We start from the raw sequence: 16,016 nt of genomic DNA on the forward strand, positions 1-16,016 counted from the left end.
CGTCTCCCTCGTGCGTGCTGCCGTGCTCCCCGTCCGACCGGCGCGGCGGGCGTCCTCCCTGGCATGCGACCTTAACGGCCGCGGTCGTCCTCGACCGGTCCGCCGTCCCGCCGGTCACCCGAGCACCGCCTGCATGGTGGCCCGGGCGATCGGGGCGGCGACCCGGCCGCCGGCGATGTCCTGGCGGGGGATGTCGGCGTCCTCGACGACCACGGCGACCGCGACGCTCTTGTCCCCCGACCGTGCGAACGACGTGTACCAGGCGAAAGGTTTCCGGTTCGGGTCCGACTGTGCGGTCCCGGTCTTGCCGCCGACCTCGACCCCGCTGATCGCGCCGTTCCCGCCGGTGCCCTGCTGGACCACCGAGACCATCATCTGCTGCAGCGCGCGGGCGTTCTGCTCGGTCATCGGCTGGCTCAGCTCGGTCGGGGTGTGCCGGTCGATCACCGACAGGTCCGGACCGCGGACGGTGGAGACCAGATAGGGGTCCATCAGCTTGCCGTCGTTGGCGATCGCGGCGCTGACCATGGCCATCTGCAGCGGCGAGGCCGCCACGTCGAACTGCCCGATCGAGCTCAGCGCGAGCTGGCTCGGGTTGAGGTCGTCGGGGAACTGGCTGGCCGCGCCGCCGACGTCGTCGAGGTGCCGGGCGTCGAAACCGAACGCCTTGGCCTGCGCGCGCAGCTTGTCCTGGCCGAGGCTCAGCCCGAGGTTGGCGAACGCGGTGTTGCAGGACACGTCGAGCGCCCGGGTCAGGGTGATCCGGGTGCCGCCGCAGTTGTTCTCGTTGGGCAGGTAGGTGGTCGTCCCGGGAAGCCGGAGCCGGCTCGGCGAGTCGATCATCGTGTCCGGCGTCCTGCCGTCGGCGAGCGCGGCGGCCGCGGTGACCAGTTTGAAGGTCGACCCGGGCGGGTAGATCTCGCGGGCCGCCCGGTTCGACATCGGCGAGCCGGAGGCGTTGATGTAGGTGTCGTAGGCCTTGTCGGCCGCGGTGACGTCGTGGCTGGCGATCTTGTTCGGGTCGTAGCTCGGGCTGGTGACCATGGCGAGCACCGCGCCGGTGGTCGGGTCGAGGGCCGCCACCGCGCCCTTCTGGTTGCCCAGCGCCTTGGCCGCGGCCTCCTGGGCGGCCGCGTCGATGGTGGTCTGGACGGTCGCTCCCTGCGGCGCCTTGTTGGTCACCGTGTCGATCAGCCGGCGGACGAAGAGGGCGCCGTCGGTGCCGGCGAGCTCGCTGTTGTAGCTGCTCTCCAGGTTGGAGCTGCCGTGGTCGTAGGAGAAGAAGCCGGTGATCGGCGCGTACAGCGGGCCGTCGCTGTAGACCCGCTGGTAGCGGAACCGGTCGTCGGAGGGCTTGGTGCTGGCGATCGCGGTCGACCCGACCAGGATCGGCCCGCGGTCCTGGGCGAACTCCTCGTCGCGGACCCGGCGGTTGTAGGGGTTCGCGTCGAGCGAGTCCTGGCGGACCACGGTCAGGTAGGTGCCGTTGGCCAGCAGCAGCGCGAACATCAGCATGGCCAGGAAGGCGATCCGGCGGATCGGTTTGTTCATGCCGGCCTCCGGATCAGCTCGGTGGTCTCGGCGGAGGCGGACCGGGTGTCACGCCCGGCGGGCGACGCCTCGAGGTCGACGGTGGTGGCGATCGGCTTGCGGACCTGGTGGCTGATCAGCAGCAGCAGACCGATGACCACCCAGTTGGCGATCATCGACGAGCCGCCCTGCGACATGAACGGGGTGGTGAGGCCGGTCAGCGGGAGCAGCCGGGTCACCCCGCCGATGATCGCGAAGACCTGCAGGGCGAAGGCGAAGGCCAGACCGGCCGAGAGCAGCTTGCCGAAGGCCTCGCGGCAGGCCAGTGCGGTCCGCAGCCCGCGCTCGACGATCAGCGCGTAGACCATGATCACCGCGAACAACCCGGTGATGCCGAGCTCCTCGCCGATCGCGGCGGAGATGAAGTCGCTGCGGGCCAGCGGAGTCAGCCCGGGCCGGCCCTCGCCGAGACCGCGGCCGAGCAGCCCGCCCCAGGCGAACCCGAACTGCGCGCTGATGATCTGCCCGTACTCGTCGTAGTTGGTGAACGGGTGCAGCCAGGCGCCGACGCGGACCCGGACGTGCCCGAAGTTGAGGTACCCGAACGCCGCCCCGGCCGCGAACATCAGGGTGCCGAGCACCGCCCAGCCGGGGCGCTCGGTCGCGACGTAGAGCATCATCACGAACAGCCCGAAGAACAGCAGCGAGGTGCCGAGGTCGTTCTGCAGCACCAGGATGGCCAGGCTGAGCAGCCAGACGCAGAGGATCGGGCCGAGGTCGCGGGCCCGCGGCAGGTCGATCCCGAGGAACCGCGGCCCGGCCAGCGCGAGCACGTCGCGCTTCTCGACCATGTAAGACGCGAACGCGATGGCCAGCAGCACCTTGGCCACCTCGGCCGGCTGGAAGCTCAGCCCGAAGGCCCGGATCCAGATCCGGGCGCCGCCGATCTCCACCCCGAGCCCGGGGATCAGCGGGAGCAGTAGCAGCACCAGGCCGGCCAGCCCGAGGGTGTAGGTGAACCGCTGCAGCGGGCGGTGGTCGCGGATCACCACGATCACCGCGATCACCAGCACCACACCGATCCCGGTCCACAGCAGCTGCTGGGTGGCGCCGTGGGTGGGCGGTGAGTTGATCAGGTCGATCCGGTGGATCATCGCCAGCCCGAGGCCGTTGAGGAAGACCGCGCAGGGCAGCAGGACCGGGTCGGCGTAGGGCAGCCGCCAGCGGATCACCGCGTGCACGACCACCGGCATCCCCACCCAGATGCCCGCCACCCAGGGCAGCACGGTGGGGATCTCACCGGTGACGTTGTAGCTGACGATCGTGTACGCGGCCAGGCCGATGGCGGCGGCGAACAGCACGAGGAACAGCTCGACGTTGCGGCGCTTGCGCGGGACGATGATCACCGCACGGTCGTCGGACAGGTTGAGGCTCAACAGCGCTGCCCTCCCGGCGGGAGGGCGCCCGAGGCGGTCGCGGTCGGCGTCGGGGTCCCGGCACCGGCGGAGGCGGTGGCCTGGCCGGTTGCCTGGCCGGTGGCTTGGCCGGTGGCCTTGCTGGTCGCCTGGCCGGTCGCCTTCGCGGTGGCCCCCGTGCTGGGCTTGCCGCTGGCCTCGACGCTCGATCCGCCGCTGACCTTGCCGGTGGGCCGGCTCGACGGCGTCGCGCTCGCCCAGGAGCTGGGCTTCGCCGACGCGCCCGGCGTCGACCCGTCGCCCTGCCGGCGGCAGCTCTCGGCGGCCTCCCGCAGCTGGCCGACGGTCGCCCGGGCGCCGTCGAGGTCGGCCACGTCGATGCCCGAGCTGACCATCTCCTGGTAGACCGGCGGGAGGGCGGCGACCGGGAGCTGCTGGATCTCGTAGACCCGGGAGAGCGGGATGCCGAGCGGCTTGGCGGCCAGGCCCTGGTAGATCGCCACCTGGGTGCCGGAGGCGCCGACGTAGTACTGGGTCCGGCTCCAGGCGTACCCGGTGCCGAGACCCGCGCTGAGCACCAGCACCAGCACCAGCAGCCCGACCAGCGGTCGCAGCACCCGGCGTCGTGACGGCAGCTGGGGCGCGTAGCGGTCCTCGTCGTCCGGCCCGTCGTCGTCCGAGCCGCTCCCGTCACCGGCCTCGTCGAGGTCGTCGAGGTCGTCGAGGTCGGCGAGCTCGTCGGGATGGTCGGGGTCGCCGAGCGGCGCCAGCCGCCCACGGACCATGGTGTCGCTGCTCGGGATGTCGCGTTCGGTGGCCGCCCCCAGCACCACCGGCGCCGCGACCGCGGCCGACGGGGCGGCGGAGGACGCGTCGGCCCCGACCAGGTCGACCAGGATGATGGTGATGTTGTCGGCCCCGCCGGCGGCGTGCGCGTCGGCCACCAGGGCGTCCATCGCGACGTCGAGGTCCTCGGCGGCGAGCTCGGCGGCGATGTCCTCGTCCTCGACGAAGCCGCACAGACCGTCGCTGCAGAAGAGCAGCCGGTCGCCGGCCCGGAGCGGGACGCGGGTCAGGTCGGGCTCGTTCGCGGGCTGGCCGTTGAGCACCTTGAGCAGCAGCGAACGGTGCGGGTGGACGGCTGCCTCGCCCTCGCTGATCTTGCCGTCGTCGATCAGCGACTGCACCCAGGAGTGGTCGTGGGTGAGCCGTTCGAGCCGGCCGTCGCGAAAGAGGTAGGCGCGGCTGTCGCCGATGTGGGCCAGGCTCAGCTGGTCGTGCTCGAGGATGCCCGCGGTGACGGTGGTCCCCATCCCCTCGAGCTCGTAGTCGGCGGTGACCAGGTCGGAGATCTTGCCGTTGGCCTCGTCGATCGCGGTGGCGAGCAGGTCGCGGTTGCGTTCGTGCAGGCTGACGGTGTCCCCGCCGGCGTCGCCCTCCGACGGGTCGGCGCCCACCTGCTCGTCGACGTGCTTGATCACGTCGACGGCGACGGCCGAGGCGAGGTCGCCGGCGGCCGCGCCTCCCATCCCGTCGGCGATCAGCACCAGGTGCCGTCCGACGAAACCCGAGTCCTGGTTCATCTTGCGGACCAGACCGATCTCGGAGTGGGCGCGGAAGACCCAGGAGAGCGTGTCGGCCATCAGGTCTCCAGCTTGATCAGCGTCTTGCCGATCCGCACCGTGTCCGCCAGCGTCAGCGAGGTCGGCGCGGTGATCCGCTGACCGTTGACGTAGGTGCCGTTGGTGGAGCCGAGGTCCTCGATGTACGGGCCGGCCTCGCCGAGCACCACCCGCGCGTGCCGGGTGGAGACGTAGTCGTCGTCGAGGATCAGCGCGCAGTCCGAGCCGCGGCCGATCATCACCACCGCGTTCTCACCGGTCTCGCCGACCAGGTCGGCCGACTGGCCCGACTGGCTGCCGTTGGTGATCGCCACCCGGCGCGGACGGCCCCGCTGGCGGCGGGTCCGTCGGGCCGGGGCGGCGGGCTCGTTGAGCTGCTGGCCGGCCCGGTTGGGGACCGCCTTGCCGAACAGGTCGGAGCGGATCACCGAGACGATCGAGGCGATGAACAGCCAGAGCAACGCCAGGAACAGCACCTTGACGATGGTCAGAGTGATCTCGGACATGCGGGTGGGTGGCCTGGGCTCAGCGTCCGGCCGGGGCGTGCACGAGCATCCGCGTGCTGCCGATCTCGATCCGGGACCCTTCGCCGAGCGGCGCCTGCTTCACCCGCTTCCCGTTCACCGTCACGCCGTTGGTCGACCCGAGGTCGACGATGTCGATGTCCAGCCCTCGCTCGCCGCCGCGCACCCGGATCTCGGCGTGCCGGCGGGACACCCCGGGGTCGTTGATCCGCAGGTCGGCGTCGGTGCCGCGGCCGATCACCAGACCGGGCGGCTCGAGCGGGTGCCGCAGGCCGTTGACCTCGATCACCAGCTGCGGTCGCCGCGGCGCGGGCGGGGCCGGTGGGGCGGCGGGGCGCGCGTAGGTCGGGGTGGGCTGCGGGTCGCGCCGGTCGTCGCGGTCGGCCCTGGGAGCGTCCTGTCGGTCGCCACCGTCCCAGGCCGGGACCTCCACCCGCTCGTGGTGGGGCTGCTCGGCCTCGTCGACGGCGACCGCCTGCGACTCCACCGTGAACCGGCCGGTGGGCAGCTGCGGGCTGAGCTCGAGGTGGACCATGATCGGCCCGTTGAAGACGTAGCCCATCGCGGTGGCGTGCGACCGCAGCTCGGGGAGCAGCTCGGCCATCAACGTCTTGCCGTAGGGCGCGAGCCGGTCGTAGTCGTGCTGGGACAGGCCGATGGCGAACTCGTTGGGCACCAGCCGGCGGTCCCGCGACATCAGCTTGGCCTCGGCGTCGAGCTCGCGCTGCAGCCGGGCGGCGATCTCGACCGGTTGCACGTCACCCTTGAACGCCCGGGCGAAGAGGCCGCTGACCGCTCCCTCGATCCGACGCTCGAAGCGTCCGAAGACTCCCACCGGCCCTCCTCCCGTTCGTCCGTTCCCTCTGTTCAGGCGTCCCTGATCGTATCCGGCGGGCCTCAAGGGTTCCTGTAGCCCGCGCCCGGGGCGGAGGGTCGATCCGGTCCGGAATCGGTGATCGGGCGGTGCGCGTGCTAGCCTTCCACGGCGGTTTCCGCAGTCGGGCCAGACTTGTCGCTCTTGTCTGTCCGGCTGTCCGCACCACGCGCGAGTGGCGGAACGGCAGACGCGCTGGCTTCAGGTGCCAGTGCCCGAAAGGGTGTGAGGGTTCAAATCCCTCCTCGCGCACCGCACACGGCCCGGGTCCTCGACCCGGGCCGTTCCGCGTCCTGGGGCCTGCATAGGTTGAACCGGTGCCCCAGCGAACCCCGGAAGAGATCGTCCGTTCCCTGCTCGACCTGCGCGCCTGGCAGGCCTTCGACATCGACGAGGAGGGCCGGGTGCTCGCCGGCCACGACGACCTCGGCAGCCTGCAGCTGGTCGAGATCGGGACCGACGGCACCCGCACCCCGCTGACCGCGCTCCCGTCGCGGTGCTCGGGCCGCTACGTACCCGGGCGCCGCCAGGTCGTGGTCGAGCACGACACCGGGGGCGACGAGCGGATGCAGCTGTCGCTGCTCGACCTCGATCCGCTGCCCGCCGCGCCGGTCGGTCTGGACGGTCTCACCCCGCTGCTCCGCGACCCCGAGTCGATGCACGTCCTCGGCGACGTCACCGCCGACCACCTGGTCTACTCCACCAACCGGCGCAACAAGGTCGACATGGACGTGATCGTCCGCTCGCTCGCGGACGGCAGCGAGCAGGTGGTTCACGACTACGGCGGGTACGTCGGCGCGATGGCGGTGAGCCACGACGGCGGCTCGGTGGCGATCACCTCGCTCACCCTGCAGCCGGCCTCGACCGCGGTCGCGGTCTCCGGGCCGCGGGCGGCCGACGGTCCGTTCGGGCCCGGGGCGGTCACCGATCCCGAGGACCACGCGCAGAACCACGGGGTCGGCTGGACCGCCGACGACACGGCGCTGGTGATCGACACCAACCACGACCGCGAGTACCTGGCGGTGGTCCGGGTCGGCCTGGACGGGACGGACCGGCAGGTGCTGGCCGCCGACGACGGGCACGACCTCACCCACTGGCTGGCACCCGACGGGTCGGCGATGGTGATCGGCACCCTGGACGACGGGGCCGAGACGCTCGCCGTCCACGAGGTCGACGGCACCCACCGGCTCGATGTCGATCTCGGGCGGCTGGGCGTCCCCGACGTGGTCTGGGCCGCGGACGGGTCACGGTTCGTGGTCACCCTGACCACCCCGACGGTGCCGACCTCGATCCTGGCCGTCGACGCCCGCACCGGCGCGGTGACCACCCTGGTGGACGGCGCCGCGCAGCTCGACCCGGACACCGCGGCCGCGCTGGTCGAGCCGACCAGCCACCGGGTGCCCACCCCGGACGGTGAGCAGGTGCCGTGCTTCGTCTTCCGGCCGGCCGCTCCGGTCCCCGGCGTCGACGGCGCCTCGGTGCTGCTGGTGCACGGCGGTCCGGAGGGCGCCTCGACCCGGATGTTCAACCCGGTGGTGCAGGCGCTGGTCGGCTGCGGGCTGACCGTGCTGGTCCCCAACGTCCGTGGGTCGGTGGGTTACGGCAAGCGCTGGTACAGCCTCGACGACGTCGACCTGCGGCTCGACTCGGTGGCCGACCTGGCCGCGCTGCACGCCTGGCTGCCGAGCATCGGGCTCGACCCGGCCCGGAGCGCGCTCTGGGGCGGGTCGTACGGCGGCTACATGGTGCTGGCCGGGGTGACCATGCAGCCCGAGCTGTGGGCGGCCGGCGTCGACATCGTCGGGATCAGCTCGCTGGTGACGTTCCTGGAGAACACCTCGGGCTACCGACGCGCCTACCGCGAACGCGAGTACGGCCGGCTCGACCGGGACCGCGAGCTGCTGGTGCGGGCCTCGCCGATCACCTACCTCGACCAGCTCCGGGCGCCGCTGTTCGTCATCCACGGGGCCAACGACCCACGGGTGCCGCTCAGCGAGGCCGAGCAGATCGTCGCCGCGCTGGCCGAGCGCGGCATCCCGCACGTGCTCAAGGTCTACGACGACGAGGGCCACGGGCTGGCCAAGCGCGCCAACCGGCTGGACGCCTACCCGGCGGCGATCCGGTTCCTGCTGGACCGGCTGGCGGGCTGAGGTTCCCTGCCCTTCGACAGGCTCAGCGTCCTTCGACAGGCTCGGGGCCCTTCGACAGGCTCAGGGACCTCCAGGACACGGAAAAGGCCGGACCGGCAGCTGCGACCTCGGGGGAAAGGACGTAGGTGCCGGTCCGGTGTGGGACTGCTCGGTTGTGGGTGCTGCGGTGACGGTCGGATGAACTCTGCCGGCGTCGGGGGCCACCGGGGTCGTTCACGTGCTGCCGTCTTGCTGTTCGCTTGCTCGGTGTCCGGTTCGGCCTCGGTGTCGGGGGCCACCTGCTCCGTTCCTGACACCCAGAACTCTACGGAGCCCGGACCGGGAGTTCTCGGCGCTCTGTGCAGACCTGGTCGGCAATCCGTGCACAGCTCGCCGGTGCCTGCTAGGCCTGCGAGACCGGGCTGATCACCAGCTCGTCGATCCGCACGTGCGGCGGACTCTGCAGCACGAACGCGACGGTCGCGGCGACGTCCTCGGGGGTCAGCATCACCGCGCGGGCGTCGGCGTCGGGGACGTTCGGACGCAGCTCGAGGAAGTCGGTGGCCACGTCGCCGGGACACAGGTGGCAGGCGCGGACCCCGTGCGCTGCCTCCTGCGCGTTGAGCATCTGGCAGACCGAGGCGAGCGCGGTCTTGGTGGCGCTGTAGGCCACCCCGGCGCCCGGACTGAACCGCCAGCCCGAGTACGAGGAGACCACCACCACCTGGCCGCCCGCCGTGCGGAGATCGGGCAGCGTCGCGTCGACCACGGCGAGCACGCCGGTCAGGTTGACGTCGACGATCGCCTGCACCTCGTCGAGCTGCTGGTCGGCCCAGGTGCGGCGTTTGGCGTTGAGCCCGGCGGCCAGCACCAGGTCGGTCACCGGACCGGTCTGCTCGCGGGCGGCGCGGACCGCCGCGGCGTCGGCGACGTCGACCGGCACCACCAGCGCTCCGCCCGGGCCGGCCTGCTCGGCCAGCCGGGCGGTCTCCTCGAGCGCCTCGCGGCGGCGTCCGCTGAGCACCACCCGGGCGCCGGCGGCGGCCGCGGCCACCGCCGAGGCCCGCCCCATCCCGCTCCCGGCCCCGGTGACCCAGACCGTCCGACCGTCGAGCCCGGTCACCGGGCGTCCCCGCTGCCGAGGTCGCCGGCGAGCTCGTAGGCCTTCTTCGGCACCTGGGTGGCCAGCTTGCCGCCGCTGACGTCGACCAGGGTGCCGGTGATGTAGCGGGCGGCGTCGCTGGCCAGGAAGACCAGCAGGTCGGCCACCTCGCCGGCGCTGCCCCAGCGTCGCAGGGTCAGGGTGTCGAGCAGCCGGGTCTGGACGTCGTCGGGGAGTTCGGTGAAGTGGTTGATCGCGGTCGGGATCATCCCCGGCGCGTAGGCGTTGACCGTCACGTCGTAGGGACCGAGCTCACCGGCCAGCACCCGGGTGAACTGGACCACCGCCGACTTCGTCGCGGCGTAGGCGGCACTGGTGATGCTCGGCACGATCGCCGCGAACGAGGCCGCGTTGATGATCCGGCCGGCGCGCTGCCGCTTCATGATCGGCACCACCGCCCGGCACATCTTGAAGACGCCGCCGACGTTGACCGCGAAGCAGCGGTCCCACTCCTCGTCGGTGTAGTCCTCGACCAGGGCCTCCGCGTTCACCCCGGCGTTGTTGATCAGGACGTCGACCCGGCCGAAACGGTCGGTGATCCCCTGGACCAGCGCGGAGACGGCCGCGGTGTCGGTGACGTCGGCGGCCAGCCCGGCGGCCAGCCCGTCGAGGTCGGGGGGCGCCAGGTCGACCCCCACCACCCGGGCGCCCTCGGCGACGAACGTCTCGGCGATGCCGGCCCCGATGCCGCGGCCCGCACCGGTGATCACCACCACCCGGTCGGTCAGGTCGAGCTGCATGCCGCTCAGCCTCTCACCAGCGTCCGGGCGCCACCCGGGCACCTCGGGGCTTCGCCGGTCGGTGATCATGGACGACGTGCCCGATGCCGTTCACGCCCGTGCCGTCCGCGTCCCCTACGACCACGACCCGTTCGCCGGGTCGGACCCGTCGTGGGCCCGCCGCGGGCAGTGGCCGGCCCGCTGGATCGCGGTCCCCGGGGCGAGCGCGCCGGTGGTGGCCGGCTACCGGCTGGCGCTGGAGGTCGAGGCCGACACCGAGCTGCTGGTGCACGTCAGCGCCGACGAGCGGTACGCCCTGCACCTCGACGGCGCCCTGGTCGGACGCGGCCCTGAGCGCAGCGAGGTCGGCGCGTGGGCGTTCGAGACCTACCGGGTGACCCTGCCCGCCGGCCGGCACTGGCTGGCCGCGCAGGTCTGGTCGCTCGGCGACGGCGCCCCCTACGCCCAGCAGTCGTTCGGCCACGGCTTCCTGGTCGCCACCGAGCCCGGCGCCTCGGTCGACCTCGACACCGGCCGCACCGACTGGCGGGTCAGCGTGCTGCCCGGTCACGGCACCCGGCCGCAGGGTGACGCCTGGGGCTGCGGGCTCAAGCACGTCTCGGACGGCCGGCTGCTGCCTTGGGGCTGGACCACCGGCGGCGACCGGCTCGACTGGACCAACCCCGTGGTCGGCGACCCCGGCTACGACACCGCCTGGGCCAACGACATGCCGCCCGGCCGGATGCTCCGTCCGGCCCTGCTCCCGCCGCAGTGGGAGCAGCCCTTCGCCGGCGGCCGGGTGCGGCACGTGGCCAGCCACCCGAGCAGCCAGCCGACCCACGAGATCCCGGTCCGCTCCGACGACTGCCTCGCCGACGAGCTGGTCACCTGGCAGGGCCTGCTGACCGGGGGCGAGGTCGAGGTGCCACCGTGGACGTGCCGGCGGGTGCTGATCGACCTCGAGGAGTACGTCTGCGCCTACCCCGAGCTGAGCCTGCGCGGCGGACGCGACGGTCGCGTCCGGGTGCACTGGCAGGAGTCGCTCTACGAGCCCGCCGAGCGGGTCCCGGCCGGCATGAAGGGGCACCCCAAGGGCCACCGCGACGCCATCGAGGGCAAGCTCTTCGGCCGCCCCAACCTCACCGAGGACGGCGCCGGCGACCTGGTGATCGCGGGCGGTGGCGCCGAGACCCACACCACGCTGTGGTGGGAGGCCGGGCGTTACGTCGAGCTGCTGGTCAGCACCTCCGACGACCCGCTGACGCTGACCGGGTTGCGGTTCGTCGAGACCCGCTATCCCTACGAGGACCGCAGCAGCTTCCGTGCGGCCGACCCGCGGCTCGACGACGTCGGCCGGCTGGCCTTCCGGACGCTGCAGATGTGCAGCCACGAGACCACCATGGACTGCCCCTACTACGAGCAGCTCCAGTACGGCGGCGACACCCGGCTCCAGCTGCTGGCCGCGTACGCGACCAGCGACGACGACCGGCTGGCCCGGCAGGCGCTGCTCGCGTTCGACCGCAGCCGGGACACCGACGGGCTGACCCGCAGCCGGACGCCGTCGCGGGTGCGGCAGACCATCCCGCCGTTCTCGCTGTGGTGGGTGGCGATGGTGCACGACTTCGCCCTCTGGCGGGGCGACCTCGACTTCGTCGCCGGGCTGATGCCGGGCGTCCGCGCCGTGATCGACGCGCACCGGCGCACCGTCGACGCCGACGGCGTCTTCCACGCCCAGCCGGGCTGGAACTTCACCGACTGGGTCGACCGCTGGCCCGACGGCGCCCCGCCCGGAGGCCACTGGGACGTCTCCGGCGTGCTCCACCTGCAGCTGGCCCACGTGGCCGGGCTGGCCGCCGAGCTCGAGGGCTGGCTGGGCGAGGACCAGCTGGCGGCCCGGGACCGCGACCTCGCCGACCGGCTGCTGGCCGCCGCCGAGACCGTCTTCTGGGACGCCGGCACCGGGCTCTACGCCGACGACCGCGACCACACCGCGTGGAGCGAGCACGCGCAGTGCCTGGCGCTGCTGGCCGGTGCCGCGCACGGCGAGGCCGCGGTCACCGGGATGCTCGACCGCGGCACCGGGACGGACCTGGCGCGCACCACCGTCTACTTCGACCACTACCTGTTCGACGCGCTCTACCGGGTCGGTCGCGCCGACGCGCTGCTCGACCGTCTCGGGCTCTGGTTCGGCCTGGTCGACGAGGGGCTGCGGACGGTGATCGAGCAGCCCGAGCCGAGCCGGAGCGACTGTCACGCCTGGGGTGCGCACCCGCTCTACCACCGGGTCGCCTCGCTGCTCGGGATCCGGCCGACCGCGCCGGGGATGCGCGAGGTGGTGGTCGCCCCCGACCTCGGCGGGCTCGCCTGGGCCGAGGTCAGCCTGCCCACGGTGCTCGGCACTCTGCACGTCCGCGCCGAGGGCGACGCGGTGCGGGTGAACGCCCCGGAGGGCATGACCGTCCGCCGTCCCTGACCGGACACTCCACGGTGCGGGAAATGGGGCAGGCAGGCTGTCAAGCGAGGGTTGACGGGGTCGGAGTGTCAACTTAGCCTTGACACGTGGATCGCGTCGAGCTGAGCGAGCAGATCGCCAAGGTGGCCGACCTGCTGCGGTTCGAGCTGGACGACCCGGCCGCCGACCCGGTGCACGCGGTCGCGGCCGCCCGGACGCTGCGGGGGCTGGCCGACGACGCGCTGGCCGAGCTGGTGGCCGCCGCCCGTAGCCGCGGCGCGTCCTGGCAGCGGATCGGGGACGCCCTGGGGACCAGCCGACAGAACGCGTTCCAGCGGTTCGGGCAGCCCCTCGACCCGAGGACCGGTGAGCCGATGTCCCGTGCCGTCGTCGAGGACGCCGAGCCCCGCGCGCTCGCCCTGCTGCGAGCGGTCGCCGAGCACCGCTGGGCCGACGCCTGCCGCGACTTCGGACCGACGATGGCCGCCGCGCTGACCCCCGAACGGCTCGCCGACGCCTGGGCGCAGGTGGTCGCGATCGGCGGCGAGCTGGAGCGGTTCGGCGAGCCGCGGAGCCACCCGCTGGCCGGGGTCACCGTGGTCGAGGTGCCGATGCACCACGAGGCGGCCGACCTGCTCGGCCGGGTCAGCCTGGCCGCCGACGGCGCCGTCGCCGGCCTGTGGTTCCTGCCCGTCCCGGACGGCAGGGGAGCGGAGGAGTGATGAACCCGGTGCCGACGACCTCGCGCCCGGAGAACCCGACGGCCACCGACCGGCGCGGACCGCAGCCGGCGGTCGCGATCGACGTGCCCGACCGGGTGCCCTGGCGGGCGGTCGGGCTGTTCGTCCTGATCGCGTACGCCCTGATGTGGCTGTTCACGGTGCCGTTCTGGCTGTCGCCGCACGGGCTGGCCGTGCCGTGGATGACCCCGGTGCTGCTGGTGGCGATGTTCTCGCCGGCGCTGGCCTCGCTGCTGGTCGTCCGGGTCGTCGAGCGCCGGTCGTGGCTGCGGGTGGCCGGGCTGCGGGCGGGTCGTCCCGGCCGGGTGGTGCGCCACGCGTTCCTGGGGCTGGGGCTGGTCGTGCTCGCGCTGGTGCTCGGGGTGCTCGTCTCGGGGCTGGCCGGCGTCCAGCGGCTCGACCTGACCGAGCTCTCCGGGGTCCGGCTGGCCCAGCGTGCGGTACCCGCACCGCTCGACGCGCTGCCGCCGGCGGTCTACCTGGTGGTGCTGGTGGCCAGCGGGCTGGTCAACCTGCTCACCGTCGGGACCGTCTCCGCGCTCGGCGAGGAGACCGGCTGGCGCGGCTTCCTGCTGTCCCGGCTGCTCCCGCTCGGACGCGTCCGGGCCATCCTGCTCACCGGGGTGGTCTGGGGCTTCTGGCACACCCCGTTGGTGCTGCTCGGCTACGAGTACCCGGGCGCGAACCGCCTCGCCGCGCTGCTGCTGTTCGTGGTCTTCACCGTGGCCTTCGGTGCGCTGCTGGCCTGGCTGCGGCTGCGGTCGGCCTCGACCGTCCCCGGCGCGGTCGCGCACGCCGCGCTCAACGGCTACGCCACCCTGACCTTCCTGCTGATGGCCGGCGGCCGCCCCGGGCCCGTCCTGCTCGGGGCGCCGATGGGGCTGGTCGCCATCGGGGTGCTGGTCGTGCTGGTCGCGGTGCTGTTCGCGCTGGCACCGGACCGGCGACCCGAGGGTCCGGTCGGCTGAGCCGGAGGGGTCGCGCCGGGCTCAGACCTCGACCGAGAGCACGGCCACCGCGACCCGACCGACCTGGTGACCGGCCCCGGTGATCAGCGCGGTGGCACGGGTCCGGACGTCCTCGGCGATCTCGTCGGCCGGCCGGACCGGGTGGACGGCCACGTCGATCCGGGCCTCCACCACCCCCGACCGCCGCGACAGCACCACGCCGTCGGGGAGCCCGCCGACGCCGATCACGTTCATCGGGCCGGTCGAGAGCGCCCGCAGGTGGCCGCGCAGCGTCGGCTCGAGCCGCGCCACTCCGGGGACCGCGAGGGTCGCCTCCGCGACGGCCTGGGCCAGGACGACGAGCTCCGCGGTCGCGCCCGTCGGGGTGGAGCCCGGCGTGCCGGTGGCCGCGTCGGCGGCCACCGCCACACCCGGGTCGGCCGTCGCCGGGCCGGGCGAACCCGGCTGGTCGGACAGGTCAGGCATCGAACACGTCCTCGACCGTGATGTCGACCGCGACCACGTCGAGCCCGGTCTGCTCGCGGACCGAGGTCCGGACCCGCTGCCGCAGGTCGGCGGCCAGGCTGGCCATCCGGGTCCGGGCGCTCAGCGCGGTGGACAGCTCGACCCGCACCCGCGACCGGCCGTCGGCGTGGTGCGCGGGCTCCACGGTGCGGACCCGGCAGCGCCGGGCCATCACGCCGGGGATGCCGTCGGCGGTCCGCCGGACCAGGGTGGCCACCGACTGCTCGCTGATGGCCAGGTCCGGCGCCTCCGGTGGCGTGGTCTGCCGCAGCGGGAGCATCTGCCCCCGGCGCACCTCGGCGCGGGCCAGCTCCATGATCGACGCCTTCGCCCGGTCGCTGGGCTGCATTCCCGGGTCGCGCTCGTCGGACGTCCGCAGGTCGCGGGCCGCCTCCTCGAGCCGGCCGAGGCTGGCCCGGGCCGCCTGGCAGTCGGGGCAGCTCCGCTCGTGCTCGTCGGGAGGTTCCTCGATCCGGGCCCAGAGGTCGTCGATCGGGCGGCCGCAGCCGAGTCGGGCCTCGTCGTGCCCCGTCTCGTTCGTGCTGGTCACCGCCACGCCTCCATTCTCTCCACCAGCGTCCGGCGGGCGCGGGCGATCCGGCCGCGGACCGTGCTCTCCGGGATGCCGAGCGCCGCGGCGATCTCGGCGTAGGCCAAGCCGTCGAGCTCCTTCAGCCGCCAGCAGACCGCCAGGTCCTCGGGCAGGGCGTCGAGCACCCGGCGGAGCTCGTCGAGCTGGGCCCGACGCTCGGCGCTCGAGGCCGGGTCCTCCCAGGCCGGGCCGGGCAGCTCTGGGGCGCTGTCGGTGTCTAGCGAGACCTGCGGCCGCCGGCGCCGGAGCAGGTCGAGGCTGCGTCGGGTGGCGACCTGGTAGAGCCAGCCGCGGAAGGCCGCCGGCTCGATCAGGGTCGGCAGCTTGCGCCAGGCCGCCACGAAGGTCTCCTGGACGACGTCCTCGGCGGCCGGGCGGTCGTGCAGGACCCGGAAGGCCAGCCGGAAGATCGGGGCCTGGTAGCGGTCGACCAGCGCCTCGAAGGCGGCCAGGTCGCCGTCCTGGGCGCGGGCGACGGCGGTTACCTCGTCGAGGACCGGGTCGGCCGGGGAGCTCGGCGACCCGGGCCCCGGTGGCCCGGCGTCCCGGCCGCGGTCCGCCTCGGGCGTGCTCACCTCGCGCTCGTCCACGACGACTCCTCCGTTCAACGTCGACCCTCCCCTGGATCCCCGCGTCTCGGATGAGGGCGGCACTCGACGGTTGTCGATCCGGCTTTCGGAGCCAGCGTCCGCCCCGATGCGGCGATCGAGGTAAGAGCGGAGTAAGAGTTCCTTCCGATGAAATCCCAGGAAATCTGAGGAAGACCCGTGACGATCCCACGGCGG

Annotated in this window: 14 protein-coding genes and 1 tRNA gene; 5 read left to right on the forward strand and 10 right to left on the reverse strand. The window is 73.4% G+C overall.

Features of this window, described 5'->3' with window-relative positions; genetic code table 11:
* Nucleotides 1-114 precede the first annotated feature (114 nt).
* From FHX74_RS06970 to FHX74_RS06990, 5 genes are read right to left on the reverse strand one after another with little or no spacing between them, the layout of a single operon-like run.
* Complete coding sequence (locus FHX74_RS06970; RefSeq protein WP_182559361.1) at nucleotides 115-1,551, reverse strand: peptidoglycan D,D-transpeptidase FtsI family protein; 1,437 nt, start codon at nucleotides 1,549-1,551, stop codon at nucleotides 115-117.
* Nucleotides 1,548-2,966, reverse strand: a complete 1,419-nt coding sequence (locus tag FHX74_RS06975) for an FtsW/RodA/SpoVE family cell cycle protein (protein WP_182559362.1) — start codon at nucleotides 2,964-2,966, stop codon at nucleotides 1,548-1,550. Before FHX74_RS06975 ends, FHX74_RS06970 begins: the two co-directional genes overlap by 4 nt.
* The gene (locus FHX74_RS06980) at nucleotides 2,963-4,588 is read right to left on the reverse strand and encodes a PP2C family protein-serine/threonine phosphatase (protein ID WP_182559363.1); all 1,626 of its coding nucleotides are present in this window, start codon (nucleotides 4,586-4,588) and stop codon (nucleotides 2,963-2,965) included. The genes FHX74_RS06975 and FHX74_RS06980 overlap by 4 nt, the downstream gene beginning before the upstream one ends.
* On the reverse strand, nucleotides 4,588-5,073 hold the full coding sequence (locus FHX74_RS06985) for an FHA domain-containing protein FhaB/FipA (RefSeq protein ID WP_182559364.1): 486 nt from the start codon (nucleotides 5,071-5,073) through the stop codon (nucleotides 4,588-4,590). Before FHX74_RS06985 ends, FHX74_RS06980 begins: the two co-directional genes overlap by 1 nt.
* Nucleotides 5,074-5,092: 19 nt before the next feature.
* Entirely contained in the window at nucleotides 5,093-5,926 is an 834-nt protein-coding gene (locus tag FHX74_RS06990) for an FhaA domain-containing protein (RefSeq protein WP_182559365.1), read from the reverse strand.
* Nucleotides 5,927-6,134: 208 nt separating this feature from the next.
* Between FHX74_RS06990 and FHX74_RS06995 the strand changes: the two genes are divergently transcribed.
* Nucleotides 6,135-6,217: transfer RNA gene (locus FHX74_RS06995), tRNA-Leu, on the forward strand.
* A 65-nt stretch (nucleotides 6,218-6,282) separates the two neighbouring features.
* Entirely contained in the window at nucleotides 6,283-8,115 is a 1,833-nt protein-coding gene (locus FHX74_RS07000; RefSeq protein ID WP_328823682.1) for an alpha/beta hydrolase family protein, read from the forward strand.
* A gap of 382 nt (nucleotides 8,116-8,497) precedes the next feature.
* Here the strand turns inward: FHX74_RS07000 and FHX74_RS07005 are convergent, their stop codons facing one another.
* Both FHX74_RS07005 and FHX74_RS07010 read right to left on the reverse strand, forming a co-directional pair.
* Nucleotides 8,498-9,217 carry an SDR family oxidoreductase gene (locus tag FHX74_RS07005; protein WP_220483584.1) on the reverse strand — a complete coding sequence of 240 codons (720 nt, stop codon included), beginning with the start codon at nucleotides 9,215-9,217 and terminating at the stop codon, nucleotides 8,498-8,500.
* Entirely contained in the window at nucleotides 9,214-9,996 is a 783-nt protein-coding gene (locus FHX74_RS07010; protein ID WP_182559366.1) for an SDR family NAD(P)-dependent oxidoreductase, read from the reverse strand. Before FHX74_RS07010 ends, FHX74_RS07005 begins: the two co-directional genes overlap by 4 nt.
* A 76-nt stretch (nucleotides 9,997-10,072) precedes the next feature.
* Here FHX74_RS07010 and FHX74_RS21045 point away from each other — a divergent pair, with 76 nt between their 5' ends.
* The 3 genes from FHX74_RS21045 to FHX74_RS07025 all read left to right on the forward strand — a co-directional run bounded on the left by FHX74_RS21045 (nucleotide 10,073) and on the right by FHX74_RS07025 (nucleotide 14,135).
* On the forward strand, nucleotides 10,073-12,448 hold the full coding sequence (locus FHX74_RS21045; RefSeq protein WP_182559367.1) for an alpha-L-rhamnosidase-related protein: 2,376 nt from the start codon (nucleotides 10,073-10,075) through the stop codon (nucleotides 12,446-12,448).
* 86 nt (nucleotides 12,449-12,534) lie between these two features.
* Nucleotides 12,535-13,149, forward strand: coding sequence for a DUF3887 domain-containing protein (locus tag FHX74_RS07020; protein ID WP_182559368.1), 615 nt, complete (start codon nucleotides 12,535-12,537; stop codon nucleotides 13,147-13,149).
* Nucleotides 13,149-14,135: a CPBP family intramembrane glutamic endopeptidase gene (locus tag FHX74_RS07025; RefSeq protein ID WP_182559369.1), complete on the forward strand. Its 987-nt coding sequence runs from the start codon at nucleotides 13,149-13,151 to the stop codon at nucleotides 14,133-14,135. Before FHX74_RS07020 ends, FHX74_RS07025 begins: the two co-directional genes overlap by 1 nt.
* Nucleotides 14,136-14,156: 21 nt before the next feature.
* Here the strand turns inward: FHX74_RS07025 and FHX74_RS07030 are convergent, their stop codons facing one another.
* Genes FHX74_RS07030 through FHX74_RS07040 form a run of 3 tightly spaced genes read right to left on the reverse strand, consistent with a single transcriptional unit; the run spans nucleotide 14,157 to nucleotide 15,821 of the window.
* The gene (locus tag FHX74_RS07030; protein WP_182559370.1) at nucleotides 14,157-14,600 is read right to left on the reverse strand and encodes a hypothetical protein; all 444 of its coding nucleotides are present in this window, start codon (nucleotides 14,598-14,600) and stop codon (nucleotides 14,157-14,159) included.
* Nucleotides 14,593-15,189 carry an Asp23/Gls24 family envelope stress response protein gene (locus tag FHX74_RS07035; RefSeq protein WP_182559371.1) on the reverse strand — a complete coding sequence of 199 codons (597 nt, stop codon included), beginning with the start codon at nucleotides 15,187-15,189 and terminating at the stop codon, nucleotides 14,593-14,595. Before FHX74_RS07035 ends, FHX74_RS07030 begins: the two co-directional genes overlap by 8 nt.
* The gene (locus FHX74_RS07040; RefSeq protein ID WP_220483585.1) at nucleotides 15,186-15,821 is read right to left on the reverse strand and encodes an RNA polymerase sigma factor; all 636 of its coding nucleotides are present in this window, start codon (nucleotides 15,819-15,821) and stop codon (nucleotides 15,186-15,188) included. Before FHX74_RS07040 ends, FHX74_RS07035 begins: the two co-directional genes overlap by 4 nt.
* Between the last annotated feature and the right edge of the window lie 195 nt (nucleotides 15,822-16,016).

Source organism: Microlunatus kandeliicorticis (assembly GCF_014137855.1).
Lineage (GTDB): Bacteria > Actinomycetota > Actinomycetes > Propionibacteriales > Propionibacteriaceae > Microlunatus > Microlunatus kandeliicorticis.